We start from the raw sequence: 20,070 nt of genomic DNA, 5'->3' as shown, positions 1-20,070 counted from the left end.
GTCCGACGAGAGGGGAACTACCGCTTGCACGGATCCCCGTCGGGAAGCCATGCGTCCGGCGCGTGGATGCCGAGGTCGCCGACGCCTTCCGTCAGGGCGTCCACGGTGCTCAGAACGGCCGGGCGGAGCTCTTCCCGGCGCCAGACGAGGGACCAGGTCCAATAGACCTTCGGCTCGACCACGGGACGCATCACCAGATCAGGCGGCAGTGGAGCGGTCTGGCCCTTGGGCGAGTTGAGGATGGGCCGCCCGCGACGGCGTACGTGGTCGAAGAACACGGGGCCGGTGACACCGCCGTCCGTGATGCGCACGGCGGGGGCGCCGGTGTCGGCGGCCAGCCGCTCCGCGTAGTCGTTCCAGGACACCCATGTGGTGGCGTCGTCGTCCAGCAGAACGACGGTGTCCTGGGCGCGGACCTCGCCGGTGTCCTGCCCGACCGAGACGGCGTAGAGCCGGTCCGCTCCGATCAGCCGGGCGCTGAGCCCGCGCTTCTCCAGATCGTCCGTACGGATCCAGCACACCGCGAGGTCGAGGCTGCCGTCCGCGACGCGGGCAGCCTGGGCGTGGGAGGGCGCCACCCATGCGTCGATGTGCAGGCGCGCCACGGACGAGGCGCGGGCGGTCAGGTCCGAGGGCAGCCAGTTGACGTATCCGAGCCGGACCGGTTCCGAGCCCGCGATCCTCGCGGCGCGGTTGCGGAGATCGTCGGCGCGGTCGAGCAGGTCCCGGGTGTGCGGGAGCAGGGCCGCTCCGGCCGGAGTGAGGGCCACCGAACGGCGGTCGCGGTCGAAGAGCCGGACCCCGAGGTCCCGTTCCAGCGCCTTGATCTGCTGGGACAGGGAGGGACCGGCGATAAGGAGCCGCTCCGCGGCCCGGCCGAAGTTCAGCTCCTCGGCCACCGCGACGAAATACCGCAACTGACGCAGCTCCACGATCGCCATGCTACCCGCGGTGGGAGGCGGCACCCATGAGCGGATCACCGGCCCTCGCCTCAGGCGCCGACCGGCGCCTGCGGTGTGCGAGCTCCCAGCAACGCCAGGCAGTTCGGCCACACCGCGCTGAGCCGGGAAGCGTCGTTGTAGAGCTTGGCGAACAGGACCTGGCCCTCGAGCTGCGCGACCACGGACCGAGCGGCTTCGCGGGTGTCGGCGACGGTGGCCTCGTCACGCTCGACGGCATCGGCGATGACCGAGTCGACCATCTCGACCTGGGTCTCGAAGATCTCCTGTAGCCGCTTGCGGACGGCTTCGGTCTGATTGCTCATCTCCAGGGTGAGGTTCCCGAACATGCAGCCCGAAACGGTCCCGCAGCTCCGCTGGCCGGCGTGCTGGGCGGCCTCCGTCTCCTCGAACAGCCGCCGTAGCCGCCGCAGTGGCCGCGCGTCGCTGTTCAGGATGCGGGTCCAGTCATGCCGCTGGGCGGTCCAGTGCTCGTCGATCACGGCCAGCGCGAGGGCCTCCTTGGACTCGAAGAAGTAGTAGAAACTGCCCTTGGGCACTCCGGCCGTCTTACAGATCTCGGCCACCCCCAGAGCCGAGTAGCCGCGCAGCTCGATGAGCGACCGCGCAGCGCTGAGGATCTTTTCCCTGGCATCACTCGTCCGTCCCATGTTGCCAGTATACGACCGATCGACTACCTTTTTACTAGACCGGTCATCTACTGATGACCCTCCATCCGCGAACAACCCCGCCCCCGCACTCTCCCGTTGGAGGAGCCGACGCCGTGAGTACCGACGCAGTGAACGACCCGATGCACGAGGTGCTGAGGCACTGGCAGACCGCCTTCGACAGCCACCAGGCGGACGTCATGGCCGACCTGTTCACACCCGACGCCCTCTTCCAGGGATTCGGTCCCGGGACGATCTCCGGCCGGGACGCGGTGCGCGGCTACTACGAGGCCGTTCCGGACTACCGCAGGGCTCATCTCGGGGACGTCCACGGCTACCGGATCGGCGAACACGTGGCCGGTGGCTTCGCCGACGTCACCTTCCGGGATCCGACGGGCTGGGAGGCCCCGGTGCACCTGTCGCTGGTCCTCCAGCACGAGGACGGCAGTTGGCGGATCCGCCAGTACCACGTCTCCCGGATCGTCGCTGATCACTGAGGCCGGCGACGATCGCGCGATGCCAGGCCGGGCGCGCCGCACGGCCTGGCCCCCGCAGGGGCCCGAGAGAGGAAAAGCCATGAAAGAGTTCCTGGTCGAGCTCACCACCACCGTCCCCGAGGGCACCGACCCGGCCGAGGTCGACCGTCGCCGTGCGGCCGAAGCGGTACGGGCCCGGGAACTGACCGCCACCGGCCACCTGGCCAGGCTGTGGCGTCCGGTGGGTGAACTGCGCAGTATCGGTCTGTGGCGGGCCGCCGACGAGGCCGAGCTGCACGAGAAGGTGCTCGGTACGCTGCCGCTGTGGCCCTGGATGACCGCGGTGGTCACCGCCGTGCAGCCGCACCCCAATGACCCGGGTCGAGGTAGACGATCGCGTTGACCAGTGCGACGGTCGTCGACCCGGATGCCACGGGCCGCGTACTCGATCGCCAGCGCCCTGGTGACCGCGTTCAGTCCGCCCTTGGTCAGCGAGGCGAGCGCTGAGGGCGTCCGTGAGTTGGCGTGGTCGACCAGGCTCGTGGAAAGGTTCACCACGTGGCCGCCACCGTCCCGGGAGAGCATCGCGGCGACGGCGCTGCGGGAAGTTTCGGAGAAGCCACGCAGGTTGACCCCGCTCACGAGGCCATAGTGCCGTCTCCATGATGCGCCCGGCAGCGGCGCACCCGCACGCCGGGACGGCGGCACCGGATTCCTCCCGGCGCCGGCGCCCCGGCGTGTCACGTCGGGTGGCGGGGCTCAGTCGAAGAGCGGGCCGACGGCGCGGCTGCGCTTGATCTCGTAGAAGCCGGGCGTGGAAGCGACGGCGAGGGTCCCGTCCCACAGGCGGGCCGCCTCCTCACCCTTGGGCGCCGGTGTGACGACGGGACCGAAGAAGGCGACCTTGCCCGACGGCGTGTGCGGACCCGGCACGGCGATGATGGGACTGCCCACCTCCGAACCGACCAAGGTGATGCCCTCGCGATGCGACAAGCGCAGTGCTTCGTCGTAGGCGTCGGTGTCACCGGCGTCGGCGAGGTCGGCAGGCAACCCGGCCTCGCCGAGCGCCGCTTCGATGGTGGCGCGGGTCCTGGGTTCCTGGTTGAGGTGGTACCGGGTGCCGAGAGCGGTGTAGAGGGGCTCCAGCACGTCGGCGCCGAAGGCGATCTGCGCCGCGATCAGGGTGCGAACCGGTGCCCAGGCCCGGTCCATGAGGTCGCGGATGTGCTCCGGCAACTCGTCCAGGCGCGTCTCGTTGAGGACCGCCAGACTCATGACGTGCCAGGTGATGTCGACGGGCCGGGTCTTGCGGACCTCCAGCATCCAGCGAGAGGTCAGCCATGTCCACGGGCAGACGGGGTCGAACCAGAAGTCGACCGGCAGGGGCGACGGTACAGGGGGCATGTGGTGTCCAGTGGTTCAGTGATCGGTCGGGAAGTCGGTGGAAGCCGTCAGATGGGCCCAGTCGTCGATGTCGTTCTGGAGTCGTTGCCGGCCCGGCTCGATCAAGCGCGGCGCATCGCTGCCGAGCACCAGATGCACGGGCGGGTCTTCGGCGTCCAGCACGGTCAGCACGGTTAGCAGGGCCTTGGCGGCGCGGGCCGGGTCGCCGGTCCGGTTGCCGTCCTTGGCCTTGCGGGCAGCGCGGTGAGACCGGCCATGGACGGCAGGGTGACGATGTGTCCGCCGCGGCGGCGTCTCAGATAAGGCAGGACGGCCCGGATGGCCGCCACGGTCCCGTAGACGTGCTGATCAGCACGTCGATCGGGCCGATCCCGCGCTCGATCCGGTCGACGACGACCCGGTGCCCGGCGGCCGGCGCCTCCTGGGCGAAGGGCAAGGGCGTGCCCGGGGCGCCCTGTACCGGCGCCCGGGGCAGGCGGCCCGGGGTCAGTGGCCGGCGCTCTGGCCGCCGTCGACGTGGAGGATCTCGCCGGTGACGAACGGGGCGTTCTCCAGGTAGACCACGGCGTCGACGATGTCGCCGATTTCGCCCATCCGGCCGACCGGGTGGAGGGCGGCGAGTGTCTCGTGGTACTCCGCCGGGTGCATCGGCGTCCTGATGATGCCGAGGGACACGGCGTTGCTGCGTATGCCGCGGGTGGCGTATTCGATGGCCAGGGCCTTCGTGGCCGACTGCAGTCCGCCCTTGGTGAGGGAGGCCAGTACGGAGGTGACCGCGGAGTGGGCGTGGTCGACCAGGCTGGTGGTGATCTGGACGATGTGTCCGCCGCCCTGGCGGAGCATCTGCTCGGTGGCGAGCTGGGTGATGCGGAAGAAACCGCCGAGGTTGACGCCGGTGACCGCGTCGTAGTCCGCCTGCGTGTACTCGGTGAAGGGCTTGGCGACGAAGATGCCGGCGTTGTTGACCAGGGTGTCGATGCGGCCGAAGCGCTCGATGGCGGCACCGGCCACGCGCTCGGCGGTGGCGGGGTCGGCGATGTCGCCCTGGACGGTCAGGATCTCGGGGTCGGAAGAGGGGGCGATCCCTCGTGAGGTGGCGACGACGGCATGGCCGAGCTTGCGGTACGCCTCGACCAGGCCCGCGCCGATGCCCTGGGACGCGCCGGTGATGACGGCGACCTGCTGACCGGAAGTGCTCATGGTGACTGTCTCCAGTGGGGTGGGGTGTCCGGACCGGCGCTGATCACCGGCCCTTCCATGAACATAGACGACCGGTCGACAAACATCCAGGAACAGCGAGCGCGCCCCACCGCCCCCGCACGGCTGTGACCTGCGGTGGGAGCCGGCGCCTACCAGACGGGAGGAAGCCGGTCGCAGCGATGCCCTGGTCAGGCCGGTCCGTCCGAGGCATCGAGGCCGGGGAGAGGAGGGTCCGCACCTCCGCGTGCGTGGTGCCCGTAAGAGGCCGGGCCTACCAGGAGGGAGGAAGCCGATCGTGGCATTCGCCCTGGCGGCGGGCGCAGTCTGAGGCCATGGGAGCGTAACGCCCCCCAGGCTTCCGTACCGCGAAACCGTCGAGGACCACATCGTGACCGCAGCAGCTCCGCGCCCCCACGCCACCGGCTCCTGGAGCGTCCGCCACTCGCCCTGGACCCATGTCGCGCAGGCGGCCGCCGCGCTGGGGGCGGGCATGGGTGTCGGCCGTTTCGTCTACACGCCGATTCTTCCCCTGATGCACACTCAGGCCGGGCTGTCCGCGGCGACGGGTGCGAATCTCGCCACCGCCAACTATGTCGGGTATCTGATCGGCGCGCTCGCCGGAACCTTCCTGCCGCGTCTGATGCGCTCCCCCGCCGTGCTGCGGAGTTGTCTGGTGGTGCTGGCGGTGTCCCTGGCCGCGATGCCACTGACCCACGCCACCGGTGCATGGCTGCTGCTCCGGCTGTGCGCGGGAGTGGTCAGTGCGGTGATCTTCGTCATCGCCGTCAGCTCGCTGCTCAGCCATCTGCGCGACCATCCCGCCCACTTGCCCGGGTGGGCCTTCGGCGGCGTCGGAGCCGGTATCGCCCTGTCCGGATCGCTCGTCCTCGCCCTGCGCACCATCGCGGACTGGCAGGCCGCGTGGTGGGCCTCCGCCGGACTGAGCGCGCTGCTCGCCCTTCCCGCGTGGTTCCTGCGGCCGGAACCCGCGCCCGCGTCGGTGCCCGCCACTTCCCGGCCCGCCACTTCCCGGCCCGTCACTTCCCGGCCCGCAGCGGAACGGCGGGCGAGCGGCCCGCGCACCCATCGCTGGTTCACCGCGCTCTTCGCCTCGTACACGCTGGAGGGCGTCGGCTACATCATCGCCGGTACCTTCCTGGTGGCGGCCATCGAGCAGAGTTCCCCCGGCTGGATCGGCGGCGGTGCCTGGGTGCTGGTGGGCCTCGCGGCCATTCCGTCCTCCGCGCTGTGGGCGGGGCTGGGGCGGCGCTGGTCCCGCCCCAGCCTCCTGCTGGCCGCGCTGGGCGTCCAGGCCGTCGGCATCGCCCTGCCCGCGCTGATCGGGGGCGTCGCCGCGGCGCTGATCTCCGCGGTGCTCTTCGGCGCCACGTTCATCGGCGTCAGCACCCTCGCGCTCGCGACCGGCGCGCATCTGCGCTTCCCCCGCGCGGTCGCGCTGCTGACGGCCGGATACTCGGTGGGCCAGATCCTCGGCCCACTGGTCGCCACCCCGCTGCTGCGCCACGGGTACCACCAGGCCCTGCTCCTCGCGGCGGTGGTCGTGCTGGCCTCCGCTGTCGCGGCGGCCCTCCTCCGGATCGGGTTCCCCCACCACATGCCCGCGCTCGGCCACCCGGTCGTCCGTGCGGAGCCCGCACCCGACCGGCAGTCCACGGGCCTCGGCACCGCCGAGGCCCGGACGGACTGACCCCGCCTTCAGTCGACGAGGTCCAGCGCGGCGGTGACGATGCTGTCCGTGTCGATGCCGTGGTAGCGGTGGACGTCCTCGATCGCACCGCTCTGGCCGAACCGCGACACACCGAGGGTGGTGACCGGCGTGTTCTGGACCGTGCTCAGGAAGGCCAGCGTGTGCGGATGGCCGTCCAGCACGGTGACCAGCGGTGTGGCCCGGTCGGCGGGGAAGACCTGGTCGAGGATCCAGCTCGGGTCCTGCGACAGGCCGCGGCGGGCCTGAAGCGCGCGGAAGAGCAGGTCCGGGCTGGTCACACAGACCACGTCGGCGCCGTGGCCGAGGGCGGCGAGCCGGTCGGCGGCGGCCAGGGCCTCCGGGATCAGGGCGCCCATCGCGGCGAGGGTCACCACGGGCCTCTCGTGACGGCGCAGCCGGTACGCTCCCGCGGTCACCTGCCGGCGGCGGCGCTCGCGGGCGGCCGGGTCGCCGGGCACGTCGGCCGCGGACTGGTCGACGGGCCGGGTGGACAGCCGAAGATAGGCCGAACTCCCGTCCGGCCGACCGAGGTTGCCCAGTGCGGCCAGCAGACACCATTCGGTGTCGATCGCGAACGCGGGCTCGAAGGTGACGCAGCCGGGCTGTTCGATGCCCAGTGAGGGTGTGGTGATCGACTGGTGGGCGCCGCCCTCCGGGGCGAGCGTGACCCCGGACGGCGTGCCGATCAGGATCGACTGGCCGCCCGCGTAGATGCCGAACGACCACGGCTCCAGGGCCCGGTTGACGAAGGGGTCGTAGACGACGCCGATGGGCAGCAGCGGCTGGCCCCAGCGGCTCCAGGTGGCACCCAGCTCGCCGAGCAGGCCGACCAGGTTGGTCTCCGCGATGCCCAGCTCCACATGCTGGCCGGTGGGCCGCTCCCGCCAGTGCAGGATCGTCTCGGCGTCATCGGCGAACCAGTTGGGGCGCTCGGTCGGCGACCACACACCGACCTTGTTGAGCCAGCCGCCGAGGTTGGTGGTGGAGCTGACGTCCGGGCTGACGGTCACGATCCGGGCGGCCGCCTCCGGCGCCCGCCGGGTGAGGTCCAGCAGGACGCGTCCGAGGGCCTGCTGGGTGTTGCCGGAGCCGGTCGGTGCCGGGCGGGCGAGGTCGGCGGGGACCTCGGGGGCCTGCCGCGACGCGTGTCCGGGGCGGCGCAGCCGCCCGGCGGCCGCCGCGCACCGGGCCGCTTCCGGCGATCCGGCGGCGAAGGCCGCCCACGGCCGGTCGGGGTCCGTTCCCAGGCGGTCGGCCAGGGTCCTCATCTGGTCGGCGGTCAGCAGGGAGGAGTGGTTCTGCGGATGGCCCTCGGTGGGCAGCCCGTAGCCCTTCACCGTGTACGCGAAGATGACGGTCGGTCGGGTGTCGTCGACGCTGTCGAACGCGTCCATCAGCGCGCCGATGTCGTGCCCTCCCAGGTTGCGCAGCGCCGCCAGCAGCGAGGCGTCGTCCAGGGGGGCGATCAGGTCCGCGATCGGCCCGGCGGTGGAGCCGCTGCCGGGCAGGCGCTCGCGCAACTCGTCGGCGGAGCAGCGCAGCAGGCGCTGGTACTCGGGGTTGTCCATGGCGTCGATACGGGCGTGCAGGGCCTCGCCGCCCGGCCGCGCGAACAACTCCCGCAGCGCGTGCCCGTACTTGAGGCTGATGACCTGCCAGCCGGCCGCGGCGAACATGCCCTGCAGCCGGTCCGCGGCGATGCCGGGGACGACCCGGTCCAGGGACTGCCGGTTCAGGTCGACGACCCACACCGCCTCGCCCAGGCTGGGCACCATCGGGTCCTGGATCGCCTCCCAGATCGCGCCCTCGTCCAGCTCCGCGTCGCCCAGCAGGGAGTACTGCCGTCCTCTCCCCGCCCCGCCGAAGCGGCCCTCCACATAGCGCCGTGCGAGGGCGCCCCACAGGGGGGCGGTGGCGCCGATGCCGACCGAGCCGGTGGAGTAGTCGACCGGGTCGGGGTCCTTGGCCCGGCTGGGGTAGCTCTGCAGGCCGCCGAAGGCGCGCAGGGTGGTCAGGTAGGACTCGTCCAGCTCGCCCAGCAGGTAGTTGATGGCGTGCAGCACGGGTGAGGCATGGGGTTTGACCGACACCCGGTCCTCAGGGTTGAGCGCGTGGAACCACAGCGCCGTCATGATCGAGGACATCGAGGCGCTGGACGCCTGGTGACCGCCGACCTTCAGCCCCGAGGGGTTCGGCCGCACCCGGTTGGCATGGTCGATGATCGCGGTGGACAGCCACAGCACCCGCTGCCCGACCGCCTCCAGCACGGCGAGCTCCTCCGTCCGGGCACGGCCCGAGCCGTTACCGCCGATCGCTCTCAGCTCCGGGTCCAGGACCATCACCGACCGCCTCCGCTATCCGCACCACGCCGTGGGAAAATGATTTTGTGCTCCGTCAGTAGACAGATAGCTCTTCAACTGCACAAGATGCTTCTCTTTCGTTGAGCATTCTGCTCATGCTCCGGGTCGAATGAGGGACGTCGATTGAGCACTATGAACAGTGAGCGAGGGGTGGACGCCACCGACGCGCGGATCCTGCTCGCCCTCGCCGCCCAGCCACGGGCCACCGTCGTCGCCCTGGCCGAGCAGCTGGGGTTGTCCCGCAACACGGTCCAGGCGCGGGTGGCCAGAATGGAGCAGGGCGGCGCGCTGGGCTCCTTCGAACGGCGGATCACCCCGAACGCGCTGGGCCATCCGCTCACCGCGTTCGTCACCGCGCGGGTCGATCAGCGCCGGCTGGCCGAGGTGTCCGAGGCACTGGCGGGCATCGCCGAAGTCGTGGAGGTCTTCGGCCTCAGCGGCGAGACGGATCTGCTCGTACGGGTGGTCGCCGTGGACGCGGAGGATCTGTACCGGATCGCAGGGCAGATCCTCGCCGTTCCCGGCATCGAGCGCACGACGACGGCCCTGGCCATGCGCGAGCTGGTGCCGCACCGCCTCACCCCGCTGCTGCGCCGTGCCGCTGCGGAGTGAGCGTTCAGGACGCCCCGTCGGCGATGCCACCCCGTTCGAGCGCCAGCCGGGTCAGTTCGACGCGCGTGTTGATGCCGAGCTTGGTGAAGATGTGCCTCATGTGGGTGTTGACGGTGTGAATGGACACATAGAGCCGGTCGGCGATGGCCCGGTTGGTGAGTCCGTCCACCACGAGCGGGATCAGTCTCCGCTCGGATCGGGTCAGGTTCCCCCACCCCGGGGGGCCGGTGGTGTGGTGCCGTGGGGCCCCGGTGCGCACACCGAGCCGCCGGAGGCGCCCTCTGATCCGTTCGTGGTCGCGCAGGGCTCCTGAGGCCGACGCCAGCTCACCCGCTTCCTCGAGGTACGGGATCGCCGGGGCCGTATCGGCGGAAGCGGCCAGGAGTTCGCCGAGATCCTCGCAGGCCGCGGCCAGGGCCAGCGGTCTGCCACCGCTCCGGTAGGCGCTGATCGCGGACTCCAGTCCACGGGGATCGCCGTGGAGCAGGCCGTCCACATGGGCGCGGACCGCCCGGATGATCCGCTGGCTGTCGTCCCGCGCGGTCAGGCCGCGCAGGGCGGCGGACACGGCCTCCGCGACCGACGGGTCCCCGCCGCGGAGCGCGATGCGCACGATCCCGGGCCAGTGGGACGGCGTCACCGCCAGCAGCCGCGTCGGCTCACGGTCCCCGAAGCCGGCCGTGAGTGCCACTGCCGCCGGGGTGTCAAGGCCGCCCTCCGCGTCCGCCAGACAGGCCCGCGCGAGCGCCACCCACCGGCCGTACCGCTGCGTGGTCGGGTCGGGACCGGCTTCGGCGGCGCGGAGATGGTCCCTCGCCCTGGCGAGGTCACCACGCCGGATCTCCACCAGTGCCAGCACGGACCAGGCCCGCGCGTTCGGTCGGGTGATCTCGAGTTCGTCCGCCACCGTCAGACTGGCCTCGGCCTCCACGGCCGCGTCGTCCAGCGCCCCCTGTTCGAGGAGGGCGCAGGCACGGGTGGCATGCCAGTGCGGAAGTGACCAGCCGAGGCCCAGCGCCTCCGCCTCGCGCTGTCCGTCCCGCAGGATCCGCTCGGTGTCCGCGAGCCGGTCGGTGGCGAGCAGCGCCATGGCCAGCCACAGCGCCGGGATCCGCGGGGGCCGCAGATAGAGCGCGCCGGACTCCGTACCGGCGCGCCCGGCGGCCTCCTCGGCGAGCTCGACGGCGCGGGCGAGGCGCCCGCGGTAGAAGGACGTCTGCGACTGGAACACCATGGCGCTGACGACGACGGCCGGATCGTCGCCGCGGTAGGCGGCCGCGACCAGCCCGGTATCGGTCTGCTCGGCGGCGGTGATGTCCCCGAGGTACACATGGCCCGTCCCCTTGGTCTTCAACAGCCGGACGCGCACATCGGTCGGCAGCGCCGGAAGGTCCAGAGCCCGCCGGAGGTGTGTCATCGCGGCGGTGTCGTCGCCCGCGGCCTGGTGGATCTCGGCCGCCACCAGGCGCAGACACGCCTCCCGCGGCGGTTCGAGGCGGTCCGACAGGGTGGCGTCGACCAGGTCGAGGGCCTCGTGTACCCGGCGGGTCCGGCCGAGGTACTCGGCGGCGTCGGTCAGCAGCGTGACGCGGCGCCGGTCCTGTGGGGGCAGCAGTCCGGCGATCCGCTGAGCCAGGTCCGCGGCGGCGTCGGGGGCCGACGCCGACAGTTCCCGTACGGCGGTGGTCAGCGTGGTCACGGCCTCCTCGTCGACCGGGCCGCCCGACATGACGACATGCCAGGCCACCTCGGCCGACCGGGCCCCGATGCCACGCAGACTGTCGGCCGCCTCCCGGTGCAGAGCGGTCCGTACGGCCTGCGGCAGGTTCTCGTGGACGGCCTGCCGCATGAGGTCGTGGCGGAAGGCGAGTCGCGGGCCGTCGGCCGAGAGCAGACCGGCGTTCAGTGCGGCCTCGACGCCCGACAGCAGGCTGCCGACCCGTCTGCCGAGCATCCGGGCGGCCGTGCCGAGGTCGAATTCACGGCCGAGGACGGAGCCCATCTGGAGCAGGCGCGCGGCATCCTCCGGGAGCCGGTCCAGCCGCGCGGCGACACTCCGCCGGAAACCGGCGGGGATGGAGTCGTGCACAAGGCTCGCCACGCCCGCCTCCACCTTGACGGCGTCCGTACCGGCGAAGGCTCGCACCAGTTCGATCGCCAGGAACGGGTTGCCCGCGACATCTCGCAGACGACGGGCCAGACCGGGTGACGGCGTCGCCCCGAGGACATCGGCCGCGATCTGCCCCAGCTCCCGCTGCGGCAGGGGGCCGAGGGGCAGCCATCGGGCTCCGAGGCGCTCGAGGTCCTCCCGCACCGTGGCCACGGTCGGCCGCTCGGCGTCCGGCCGTACCGCCAGCACCCACAGGATCCGCGAGCCTGCCAGCCGTCCGGGCAGGGTGCGGAGCACGAAGAGGGTGGCCGGATCGGCCCACTGCGCGTCGTCCACCAGCACGGCCACCGGGGCGCGCTGGGCCCGCGTCTCCAGGGCGTCCGCGATGCCGTCCAGCAGCCGGAGCCGCTGGTCGTGGGTGGCCACGGCGGCCCGGTGGGGACCGTCGGAGGGCTGCAGGGCGGACTGCAGGGCCGCTCCCGCCGCGTACTGGTCGAGCTCGTCGGCCCGTACGGACACCACATCGAAGCCGGACCGGCGCGCCATCCCGTCCAGCTCCGCGAGCAGCCGGCTCTTGCCGACGCCGGGCGCGCCTTCCACGACGACGCGGGCGCCCCGCCCGGCAAGCACCGCTTCCAGATCCTCACGGACAGCGGCGATCTCGCGGTCCCGTCCTCTGAGGGGCAGCCCGGCCACGGCCCGGTCCCCGCGCCCCCGGGCCACTTCGCCCGCGGGGTCTGTGCTGCGCATGGGGCCAGCATGCCGCACGGCCACATCGCCCTCAACGCCGGTTCCCCCGCGCTGGACGCTTTCACCCGGGTGATTTCCGGTGCCGCGCCGTCCGCTCACCCCGCCGCGGCGCATGCTCCGAGCCGTCCAGATCTCTTGTCCCCGGAGAGGAGCACGACGTGCGTACAGGCAAGGAATACCTGGCGGCGCTGAACGACGGCCGCACGGTGTGGGTGGGCGACGAGCTCGTCGACAACGTGGCCACACACCCCACGACCCGGGCGTACGCCCGCAAGCTCGCCGACTTCTACGACCTGCACCACCGCCCCGACCTCCAGGACGTCATGACGTTCGTGGACGAGGAGGGCGTCCGGCGGTCCATGACGTGGTTCCAGCACCGCTCCAAGGACGACCTGCGGCGCAAGCGGCGCTACATGGAGACGGTGCTGCGGGAGCTCGGCGCCGGGGCGGTCCCGCGCACCCCGGACGTCAACAACTACGTCCTGCTGACCTACGTCGACGACCCGGAGCCCTGGAGCAGCCAGTCCGTCGGCACCGACGGGAGGGACCTCACCGAGGGCATCATCGACTTCTGGAACGTGGCACGGGAGGGCGACCTCAACACGACACCGGCGTTCGTCGACCCGCAGACGGACCGCTCGCGCGATTCCGCACAGGCCGAGTCCCCGGCCCTTCAGGTGGTCGGCACCTCGGACGAGGGCATCACCGTACGGGGCGTGAAGGCGATCAGCACCGGCGCGGCCTTCGGGGACTGGATCCACATCGGGGTCTTCTACCGCCCCGGCATCCTGCCGGAGCAGATCATCTTCGGGGCGGTGAAGCCCAGCACCCCGGGGGTCACCATCATCTGCCGGGAGAGCAACGTCCGGGACGGCGAGGACGTCGAGCACCCGCTGGCCTCCCAGGGTGACGAACTGGACAGCGTCATCGTGTTCGAGGATGTGCTCATCCCCTGGGACCGGGTGTTCCACATCGGCAACCCGAAGCACACCTCGCTGTACCCGCAGCGGGTCTTCGACTGGCTGCACTACCAGGCCCTGGTCCGGCAGATGGTGCGCGCCGAGCTGATGCTCGGCCTGACCCTGCTGATCACCGAGCACATCGGCACCTACCAGCTGCCGCCGGTGCAGACCCGGATCGCCCGGTTCGCCGGCTTCCACCAGACGCTCAGGGCGCATGTGATCGCTTCGGAGGACGAGGGGTTCACCACCCCAGGCGGCCTCTACAAGCCGAACGTCCTGATGTTCGACTTCGGGCGGGCGTACTACCTCGAGAACATCGCCGGAATGGTCCACGAGGTGATCGACCTCGCCGGTCGTGCCTCGCTCATCTTCCCCACCGAGGGCCAGTGGCAGCGGCCCGAACTGCGGCCCTGGCTGGAGGCGTTGCAGACGGGACCGGTCGGGAGGCCGCACGACCGGCTGAGGATCAGCCGGGTGATCCGCGATCTGTTCCTGTCCGACTGGGGCGACCGCATCAGCACCTTCGAGAACTTCAACGGCACGCCCCTGCTGGCCATCCGCACCCTCACCATGAAGCGCGCCGAGCTGTCCCCGAGCGGCAGCATGGCAGACCTCGCGCGCAAGGTCTGCGGCATCGAGGGCGTCGACGAGCGGGAGGAGACCGCGTACACGGCCCAGGCGGACTACGCCCGGCGCCAGGACGCCTCGTAGCGCGGTGCGGGGCCCGGGTCAGAGCACGCCGCGCTCCCGGGCCCCGGCCACCGCACCGCTTCTGTCGTGCGCGTCGAGTTTGCGGAAGATGGCCCGTACCTGTGTCTTGACGGTGTTGTGGGACACATGGAGCTCGGCGGCGATCTCACGCAGGGTCAGCGGGCCGCACAGGGCGCGGAGCACTCGGCGCTCCCCCGGCGACAGATCCTGGGGCCTCGGTGCGGAAGGCTCGACGGCCGTGTCCTCACCGGCTCGGCCGAGCAGGTCCGTCAGTACCCCGCGCGATTCGCACCCGGACGCCGCCCGCTCGGCCGCCTCGCGGGCCTCCCGCGCCGCGTCCGCGTTGCGCCGCGCGCTCTCCAGTCGCGCTCGCGTGGCGTGGCACAGGGCGCGGATGTGGGGTTCGTGCGACGTCCGGGGCGGGCCCGCCAGCGCCGCTTCCGCTTCGGCCAGAACTCGTGCGGCCTCCTCGGCCCGGCCCTCTTCGAGGAGCAGACCGGCGCGGGCGATGTAGGCGGACACGGAGACGAAGTGCCCGCTCAGGCCGGTTGTCGCGGCCACTTCGAGGGCCTCGTCGCTGAGCCTGCGCACCGGCTCGTGACGTCCGGCCAGCAGCGCGCACAGCGCCCGCAAACCCAGGGCGCGGACGAGTGCCAGGCTGTGCCCGGCGGCGTGTGCGTCACGCGTCGCCTCGCCGAGCAGTGCCTCCGCCTCCTCGTACCGGGAGGTCCACAGGGCGGCGGCGCCGCGGGCCGTACAGGCCAGGGCGCGCCAGGACGTCAACGGCGGGGTGCCGCCGACGGCGGACGCGCCGAGCCGGTCGGCGGTCAGGACCTCCCCCTTCAGACAGCAGGCCATGGCCTGGGCGACGGCCGCCGCATCGGACACCGTGCTGCCTTCGCCGACCGTCTCGGGCCCCGTCTGTCTGAGCCGGGCCACGTCCAGCCAGCGCCGGGCCGTCTCAGGGGCGCCGCCGGAGAGAGCCGCCATCGCCGCCACGACGCACAAGCGCGCGTCGGCGGCGACCGTGCGGCGCGGCAGGAGGTCCAGCCACCGCGCGACCAGCGCCCCACGGCCCGCCGAGATCGCCTTCTCCCAGGCGCCGAGGATCGAGGCGACGGCCGCCGGCTCATCGCCGCCGAGCACCCAGTGCCGTACGGCGGCGGTCGTCTCGCCCTGCCGGGAGTACCACTGAGCGGCGGCCCGGTGCAGGGACACGACGGTGTCCGGCCCTTCGGAGGTGAGGACGTCGGAGAGCAGCGTGGCCAGTGCCCGGTGATGCCGGTACGCCGGCGGATCGGCGGCGACGGGTACGAGCAGTCGCACGGTCCGCGCGAGCTCCCGCAGCAGTACGCCCGCCCGGTCCCCGGCGAGGGCCTGGCACGGCCCGGTGCTCAGCTCGTCGAGCACGCTGGTGCGCAGCAGGAACCGGCGCTGTTCCGTGGTGAGCCGGAACAGCACCTCGGTGGCCAGATACTCGGAGACCGCTTGCCTGCCGTGGGCCACGTTGCGTTCGGGGTCGGCCTGGTCGGCCGGGCGGGCGAGGACGCGCCCCATGACGCACAGCCCCGCCGCCCATCCCTCGGTGGCCTCGTACAGCGCGCTCGAGGTGTCCGCGGCCGGAGGGGCACCGAGCAGATCGGTGAGCACGGCCTGTGCCTCCTCTGGAGTGAAGGCCAGGTCGTGCTGGTCGAGTTCGGCGACCAGACCCCGGGCGCGCAGGGTCGGCACGGGCCTTCCGGGGACGTGCCGGGTCGACGACACGGCACGGAAGCCCCGTGGAAGGCGGGTCAGGAAGTCCGCCAGGCTGTGGACCGCGTCGGCGTCCGTGATCGAGTCCAGTCCGTCGAGGATCAGTGTGAGCGGCTCCTGTTCGCCCAGTCCGGTCACCAGGCTCGGCAGGATCTCCTCGAGCCATGCGTCGAGCGTCCACTCATCGCGGTCGAGGCGGACGGGCAGTTCCGGCCGTACCTGCCGCAACGCCCGCAGGATGCCGGCCCAGAGCCGGCCCGGGGCGTTGTCGTACCCGTCCAGGCTGAGCCAGGCGCACTTGCCACGGGCCGCCGCGCCATGCGCCCACTCGGCCAGGAGCACGGTCTTCCCGGCACCGGCCGGTGCGGAGACCACCACCACGGGCTCGGTCGCCGCGTCGAGCCGGCGCAGCAGACGCGGGCGGGTCAGGAGGTGCGGGGGCTGGGCCGGAGGACGCAGCTTGAAGGCCGGCACGGAGCGGGACATGGCACCTGCACGGGACATGGCACCTTCAGTGGAGTCGTCGGGACGGGCGGAGCCCCCGACGGCCGTGGCTCGCCCGGCGAGAACCGGCATCGGGGGCGGTGGTGGGCCGGTCACGGCCCCGCGGCGGCCTCCTTCGGGCCGCCGCGACCAGCGCTGAGCGGATCGGCGGAAGTCGGCTGCAGTTCGGTGGCGCGCCCGAAGGGGCGCGGGGAACTGCTCGACCAGCCACGACGGTGCCGCGGGACGATCGACGGCAGGTCAAGGCACTTCCAGCGGAACGCTTAGTGCCTGAACCCGCCGAACCCTCCCGCGAAGTAGAGCAGCGGCCGGCCGTCCACCCGGTGCGCGCATTGGCGGACGTCACCCACGAAGATGGTGTGATCGCCGCCGGGCAGCGCCTCGGCGACATCGCACACGACTGCCGCGATGGCGTCCTTCAGCACCGGCACCCCGTGGTCGTCGGCGGTCTCGACCCCCGCGAACTTGTCCGGTTTGGAGGCGCCGAAGTTCCGCGCCAGGTGCTCGCCGTCCTCGCCGAGGACATTGACGGCGAAGCGGCCGTGCTCCGCGATCGCGGTCCGCGTGTACAGGTGGTTGCCGACGCACACGAGCAGCTGGAGCGGGTCCAGGGACAGGGCGCACACGGCGCTCGCCGCCATGCCGATGGGTGTGGATCCGGAGCGGGTGGTGATCACGCTGACGCCCGTGGCGAGCCGGCTCATCGCGCCTCGGAAATCGAGTGTGGTGTCAACGGTTTCCATCATCGGAGGACCTCCGTGGAAGGGGAGCTGAACCCTGGTGGCTGGTGTGAAGCGTGCGACTCCGGCTGTTAACGCGGGAGAAATCACGGCCCTGGGCGTGACACCGCCCGGAGTTCACCCGGCCCGTCCGCTCAACGGCGCAATCGGTCGACCAGCCGTCGCAGGTCCGCGGACGGCGGCACTCCCAGCTCCTTCATGACGCCCAGATAGCCCCGGTACAGGTCGAGCAGTTCATCGTCCGATCCGGCCGCCTCCGCGGCGCACAGGGCGAGCCGCCACGCCTGCTCCCGGTAGGGATCGCTGTCCAGCACGGCACGCGCGAGCCGGCGGGCCTCCCGGACGCGGCCGAGGTGCAGCGCCACGGCCGCCGCGTCCACACGGGCCCGCAGGAGGGCGGAGTCGAGTTCGGCGCGCCTGGTGTCGAGCCAGTGGGTCGAGAGGGAGTCGAAGTACGAGCCGCGTTCGGCGATGGCCAGGGCGCGCCGCAGGGTGTCCCACCGGTGCTCGCCGTCCTGCCGCGCGGCTTCCGCGAGCAGTCGCCGCAGGGTCCCCGAGGCGCTCACGACGGCGGACGCCGGTGTCAGGCGGTACGCGTCACCGTCCTGGAGGAGCGACAGCCCGTCGGGCAGCACCTCGCGCAGCCGGTAGACGGCCTGCCGAAGGTAGCTGCGCCCCGTGGCGTCGCTGCGGCCGGGGAACAGCGCCTCCAAGAGGGCCTGGCGCCTGGCGCCCGCCGAGGGTTGGTCCAGCAGATAGGCGAGCAACTCGACGCTCTTGGCCAGACGAGGACGGACCTCCCGCCCGTCGGCGGCCAGCCGCACCGGGCCGAAGTCCTCCAGCGTCAGCAGGGGTTCGGCACACCCGGTCACCGGTCTCGCGGTGGCGAGCGCGGACACGAGCTCGTGCCAGCGTGAGGAGTGGGTGGGTTCCGCGTCGGCCCGGCGCACGGCGACGGAGGGCACGTCCTCCAGGGCCTGCAACAGCAGATTGCGGGGGCCCTGGGCGGTCGCGACCTCCAGGGCCAGATCGGCGGCGGCGTCCGCACCGTCCTCGTCGCCGGTGCGCCACAGCGCCTCGCTCAAGTAGACGGCTGCCGTGGGGAGTTCGAGATGTCTGTCGCCCCCGCGCATGGCGGAGACCGCGGTGGTGAGGTGGGGCACGGCGTCGTGGTCGCGGCCGGTCAGCAGCAGCGCCAGGCCCCGCCAGGTGCCGGCCAGTTCCGCGGTGAACGCGTAGTGCGCGCAGCCTCTGCGCTCCGCCTCGGCGAGCGCCCGAGCCGCTCGTGGCGGGTCGCGATCCAGGCGCAGGGCCAGTTTCGCCTCGAGGAGCAGGCTGAGGATCTCGTACACGCGGGAGCCGGTCGACGCGATCCGCCGCCGCCCGGCCAGCAGTGCGGACCACGCGTCGTCCCGGCGTCCGAGGTCCGCCATCAGCTCCGCGGCCTCGAAGGCCGCCAGCCAGACGGGCCCCGGTCCGTCTCCGACCGCCGCGTACGCCTCCTCCGCCCGGGAGATACGTCCCTCGGCGCGCAGCGCCGCGACCCTCCATGGCGTCCCCGCCACCCTCCGCCAGGCGCCGGAGGTGCTGTCCCGCAGCTCGCGGAGGTGGCCGGACCGGTAGGCGAGGCGCATCACCATGGCCTCGAGGGGGCCCGCGACCCGGTCGAGTACGTCCGGGGCGAGCCGGGGTGCGCTGTCGTCCGCCAGAGCCAGCACGGCCGCCGCGATGTCGCGGGGGTGCCCGGACGGCATGACGCCCAGGATCTCGCGCGCCCCGTCGATCCTCCCAGCGTGCCAGAGACACCACACCAGCAGGGCCAAGTCCTCCTCGCCGCCCGGCTGTTCGGCGAGGCCACGCCACCACCCACGGCCGTGGTGGTCGGCCAACTGCACGCCCCGCCAGCACTGTTCGAGCCCGAAGGCGACACGGAGCGCCGCGGAGGCCAGGCTCGGAGTGGGCGCCGGGCGCATCCGGTCGAGCCAGCCCTCGGCGGTCGTCAGGTCGAATCGCCCGAGTACATCGGGCAGCGCACGTTCGGCGACGTGTCGGGCGGCGGCGGTGTCACCGCTCATGAGCAGCTCGGCCACGGCATCCTCGTGGCGCCCCCGGCCCTGGAGCAACGTGGCGTACCCCCGGCGCAGCACCCGCAGGGCGTCCGCGTCCAGGCATTCGATCCGCCGTTGGAGATGGTGACGGAACCGCGGCAGTGCGACCATCCGGCTGCCGTCGGCGGACCAGTTGAGCGGCAGCCGTCGGCCGCGGAGGGCGGCCATCGTCCGGTCCGGCGACACCAGTCCGAGGGCGCCCGCCCGCTCGGCCGTCACCCCGTCGTCGAGCAGGCTCGTACGGATGAGCAGGGCCGCCTCCGCGGGCGTGAGCTGGGTCAGCAGCCCGGCCGCGAGGCACTCGTGCTGTGCGGCGGAGGCGGCCGCGTCGGCGCCCCACCAGTCGTACAGGACTCCGGTGACCCAGCCGCCCGTCGCCGCCACCAGGTGGGACGGGTCGTCGCCCCGGTCGGAGCCCCGGTCGGTGCCCCGCAGGGCTTCGGCGGCCTCGGCCACGTCGAAGGCCAGCTCCCCGTCCTCGAGGAAGGCGACGCGATGGACATCGCCGAGGCCACCGAGCCCCGGGGGCAGCTCCACGCGGGAGATCAGTACCAGCCGCGGCCCTTCCGGCAGACTTCCGACGAGTGCGTCGAGCAGCCCCTCCGCACCGGCGCACCCTCCGATCGTCTCCACGCGGTCGAGCACCAGCACCAGGTCCGTCCCGGCGAGCGCCCTGGCGAGCAGGACACCGGCCTCCGACGCCGAGAGTCCACGCGCCAGTGCATCGGTCAGCGCGGTCGCCGCGGCCGGCGCATGCGGCTCGACGGCCGCCGTGAGAAGGCGCGTCAGCGCCGGCCCGTCGGCACCGGGACCTGCGTTGCCGGGCATCCCGGCGAGCGATACCCAGGCGACAGGTCGGGACAGCGCCCGTGCGGCCTGGACCACGGCGATCGTCTTGCCCGACCCCGCCGAAGCGGCCACGACGAGCACCGGGTACCGGTCCAGCAGCCGATGGATCCCGCGGACCAGCCTCGGCCGGGGTATGACATGGCCGGGCAACCGGGGCAGGGCGCCACCCCTCTCGCCCGGATCGCCGCCGCTCATGG

General features: G+C 72.5%; 15 protein-coding genes and 1 pseudogene. 5 read left to right on the top strand and 11 right to left on the bottom strand.

Annotation, left to right across the window (positions count from 1 at the left end):
- Nucleotides 1-17: 17 nt before the first annotated feature.
- Complete coding sequence (locus tag J2Z30_RS45285) at nt 18-941, bottom strand: LysR family transcriptional regulator (protein ID WP_044567060.1); 924 nt, start codon at nt 939-941, stop codon at nt 18-20.
- A 50-nt stretch (nt 942-991) separates the two neighbouring features.
- Nucleotides 992-1,609, bottom strand: coding sequence for a TetR/AcrR family transcriptional regulator (locus tag J2Z30_RS45280; protein ID WP_044567062.1), 618 nt, complete (start codon nt 1,607-1,609; stop codon nt 992-994).
- Between the two features lie 113 nt (nt 1,610-1,722).
- Between J2Z30_RS45280 and J2Z30_RS45275 the strand changes: the two genes are divergently transcribed.
- The gene (locus J2Z30_RS45275; protein ID WP_044567065.1) at nt 1,723-2,103 is read left to right on the top strand and encodes a nuclear transport factor 2 family protein; all 381 of its coding nucleotides are present in this window, start codon (nt 1,723-1,725) and stop codon (nt 2,101-2,103) included.
- 79 nt (nt 2,104-2,182) lie between these two features.
- Nucleotides 2,183-2,485 carry a muconolactone Delta-isomerase family protein gene (locus J2Z30_RS45270; RefSeq protein ID WP_044567066.1) on the top strand — a complete coding sequence of 101 codons (303 nt, stop codon included), beginning with the start codon at nt 2,183-2,185 and terminating at the stop codon, nt 2,483-2,485.
- 29 nt (nt 2,486-2,514) lie between these two features.
- On the opposite strand, the pseudogene J2Z30_RS45265 reads toward J2Z30_RS45270, so the two are convergent.
- The 4 genes and pseudogenes from J2Z30_RS45265 to J2Z30_RS45250 all read right to left on the bottom strand — a co-directional run.
- Nucleotides 2,515-2,724: pseudogene (locus J2Z30_RS45265) on the bottom strand (SDR family oxidoreductase); the annotation flags it as partial.
- A gap of 117 nt (nt 2,725-2,841) precedes the next feature.
- On the bottom strand, nt 2,842-3,486 hold the full coding sequence (locus tag J2Z30_RS45260) for a mycothiol-dependent nitroreductase Rv2466c family protein (RefSeq protein WP_044567070.1): 645 nt from the start codon (nt 3,484-3,486) through the stop codon (nt 2,842-2,844).
- Nucleotides 3,487-3,501: 15 nt separating this feature from the next.
- Entirely contained in the window at nt 3,502-3,657 is a 156-nt protein-coding gene (locus J2Z30_RS45255; protein WP_209469119.1) for a hypothetical protein, read from the bottom strand.
- A 315-nt stretch (nt 3,658-3,972) separates the two neighbouring features.
- On the bottom strand, nt 3,973-4,686 hold the full coding sequence (locus J2Z30_RS45250) for an SDR family NAD(P)-dependent oxidoreductase (RefSeq protein WP_044567072.1): 714 nt from the start codon (nt 4,684-4,686) through the stop codon (nt 3,973-3,975).
- A gap of 490 nt (nt 4,687-5,176) precedes the next feature.
- On the opposite strand from J2Z30_RS45250, the gene J2Z30_RS45245 reads away from it, so the two are divergent.
- Nucleotides 5,177-6,394, top strand: a complete 1,218-nt coding sequence (locus J2Z30_RS45245; protein ID WP_044580746.1) for a YbfB/YjiJ family MFS transporter — start codon at nt 5,177-5,179, stop codon at nt 6,392-6,394.
- Nucleotides 6,395-6,402: 8 nt separating this feature from the next.
- Here the strand turns inward: J2Z30_RS45245 and J2Z30_RS45240 are convergent, their stop codons facing one another.
- On the bottom strand, nt 6,403-8,754 hold the full coding sequence (locus J2Z30_RS45240) for a thiamine pyrophosphate-binding protein (protein ID WP_044567074.1): 2,352 nt from the start codon (nt 8,752-8,754) through the stop codon (nt 6,403-6,405).
- Nucleotides 8,755-8,907: 153 nt separating this feature from the next.
- Here J2Z30_RS45240 and J2Z30_RS45235 point away from each other — a divergent pair, with 153 nt between their 5' ends.
- Entirely contained in the window at nt 8,908-9,387 is a 480-nt protein-coding gene (locus tag J2Z30_RS45235) for an Lrp/AsnC family transcriptional regulator (protein ID WP_044567075.1), read from the top strand.
- A 4-nt stretch (nt 9,388-9,391) separates the two neighbouring features.
- Here the strand turns inward: J2Z30_RS45235 and J2Z30_RS45230 are convergent, their stop codons facing one another.
- On the bottom strand, nt 9,392-12,247 hold the full coding sequence (locus tag J2Z30_RS45230) for a helix-turn-helix transcriptional regulator (RefSeq protein ID WP_044567077.1): 2,856 nt from the start codon (nt 12,245-12,247) through the stop codon (nt 9,392-9,394).
- A 158-nt stretch (nt 12,248-12,405) separates the two neighbouring features.
- Between J2Z30_RS45230 and J2Z30_RS45225 the strand changes: the two genes are divergently transcribed.
- Entirely contained in the window at nt 12,406-13,920 is a 1,515-nt protein-coding gene (locus J2Z30_RS45225) for a 4-hydroxyphenylacetate 3-hydroxylase family protein (RefSeq protein WP_044567080.1), read from the top strand.
- 18 nt (nt 13,921-13,938) lie between these two features.
- Here J2Z30_RS45225 and J2Z30_RS45220 read toward each other — a convergent pair whose 3' ends face one another.
- The 3 genes from J2Z30_RS45220 to J2Z30_RS45210 form a co-directional block, all read right to left on the bottom strand.
- Entirely contained in the window at nt 13,939-16,176 is a 2,238-nt protein-coding gene (locus tag J2Z30_RS45220; RefSeq protein ID WP_209469118.1) for a helix-turn-helix transcriptional regulator, read from the bottom strand.
- A 263-nt stretch (nt 16,177-16,439) separates the two neighbouring features.
- Nucleotides 16,440-16,922 carry a flavin reductase family protein gene (locus tag J2Z30_RS45215; RefSeq protein ID WP_245389206.1) on the bottom strand — a complete coding sequence of 161 codons (483 nt, stop codon included), beginning with the start codon at nt 16,920-16,922 and terminating at the stop codon, nt 16,440-16,442.
- A gap of 128 nt (nt 16,923-17,050) precedes the next feature.
- Nucleotides 17,051-20,068 (bottom strand): AfsR/SARP family transcriptional regulator, encoded by a 3,018-nt coding sequence (locus J2Z30_RS45210; RefSeq protein ID WP_044567084.1) that lies wholly within the window; start codon nt 20,066-20,068, stop codon nt 17,051-17,053.
- Nucleotides 20,069-20,070: the final 2 nt, after the last annotated feature.

The sequence above is a fragment of the Streptomyces iranensis genome, from assembly GCF_017874715.1.
GTDB classification, from domain to species: domain Bacteria; phylum Actinomycetota; class Actinomycetes; order Streptomycetales; family Streptomycetaceae; genus Streptomyces; species Streptomyces iranensis.
Note: the sequence above shows the minus strand (reverse complement) of the source record. Positions and strands in the feature narration are given on the sequence as shown.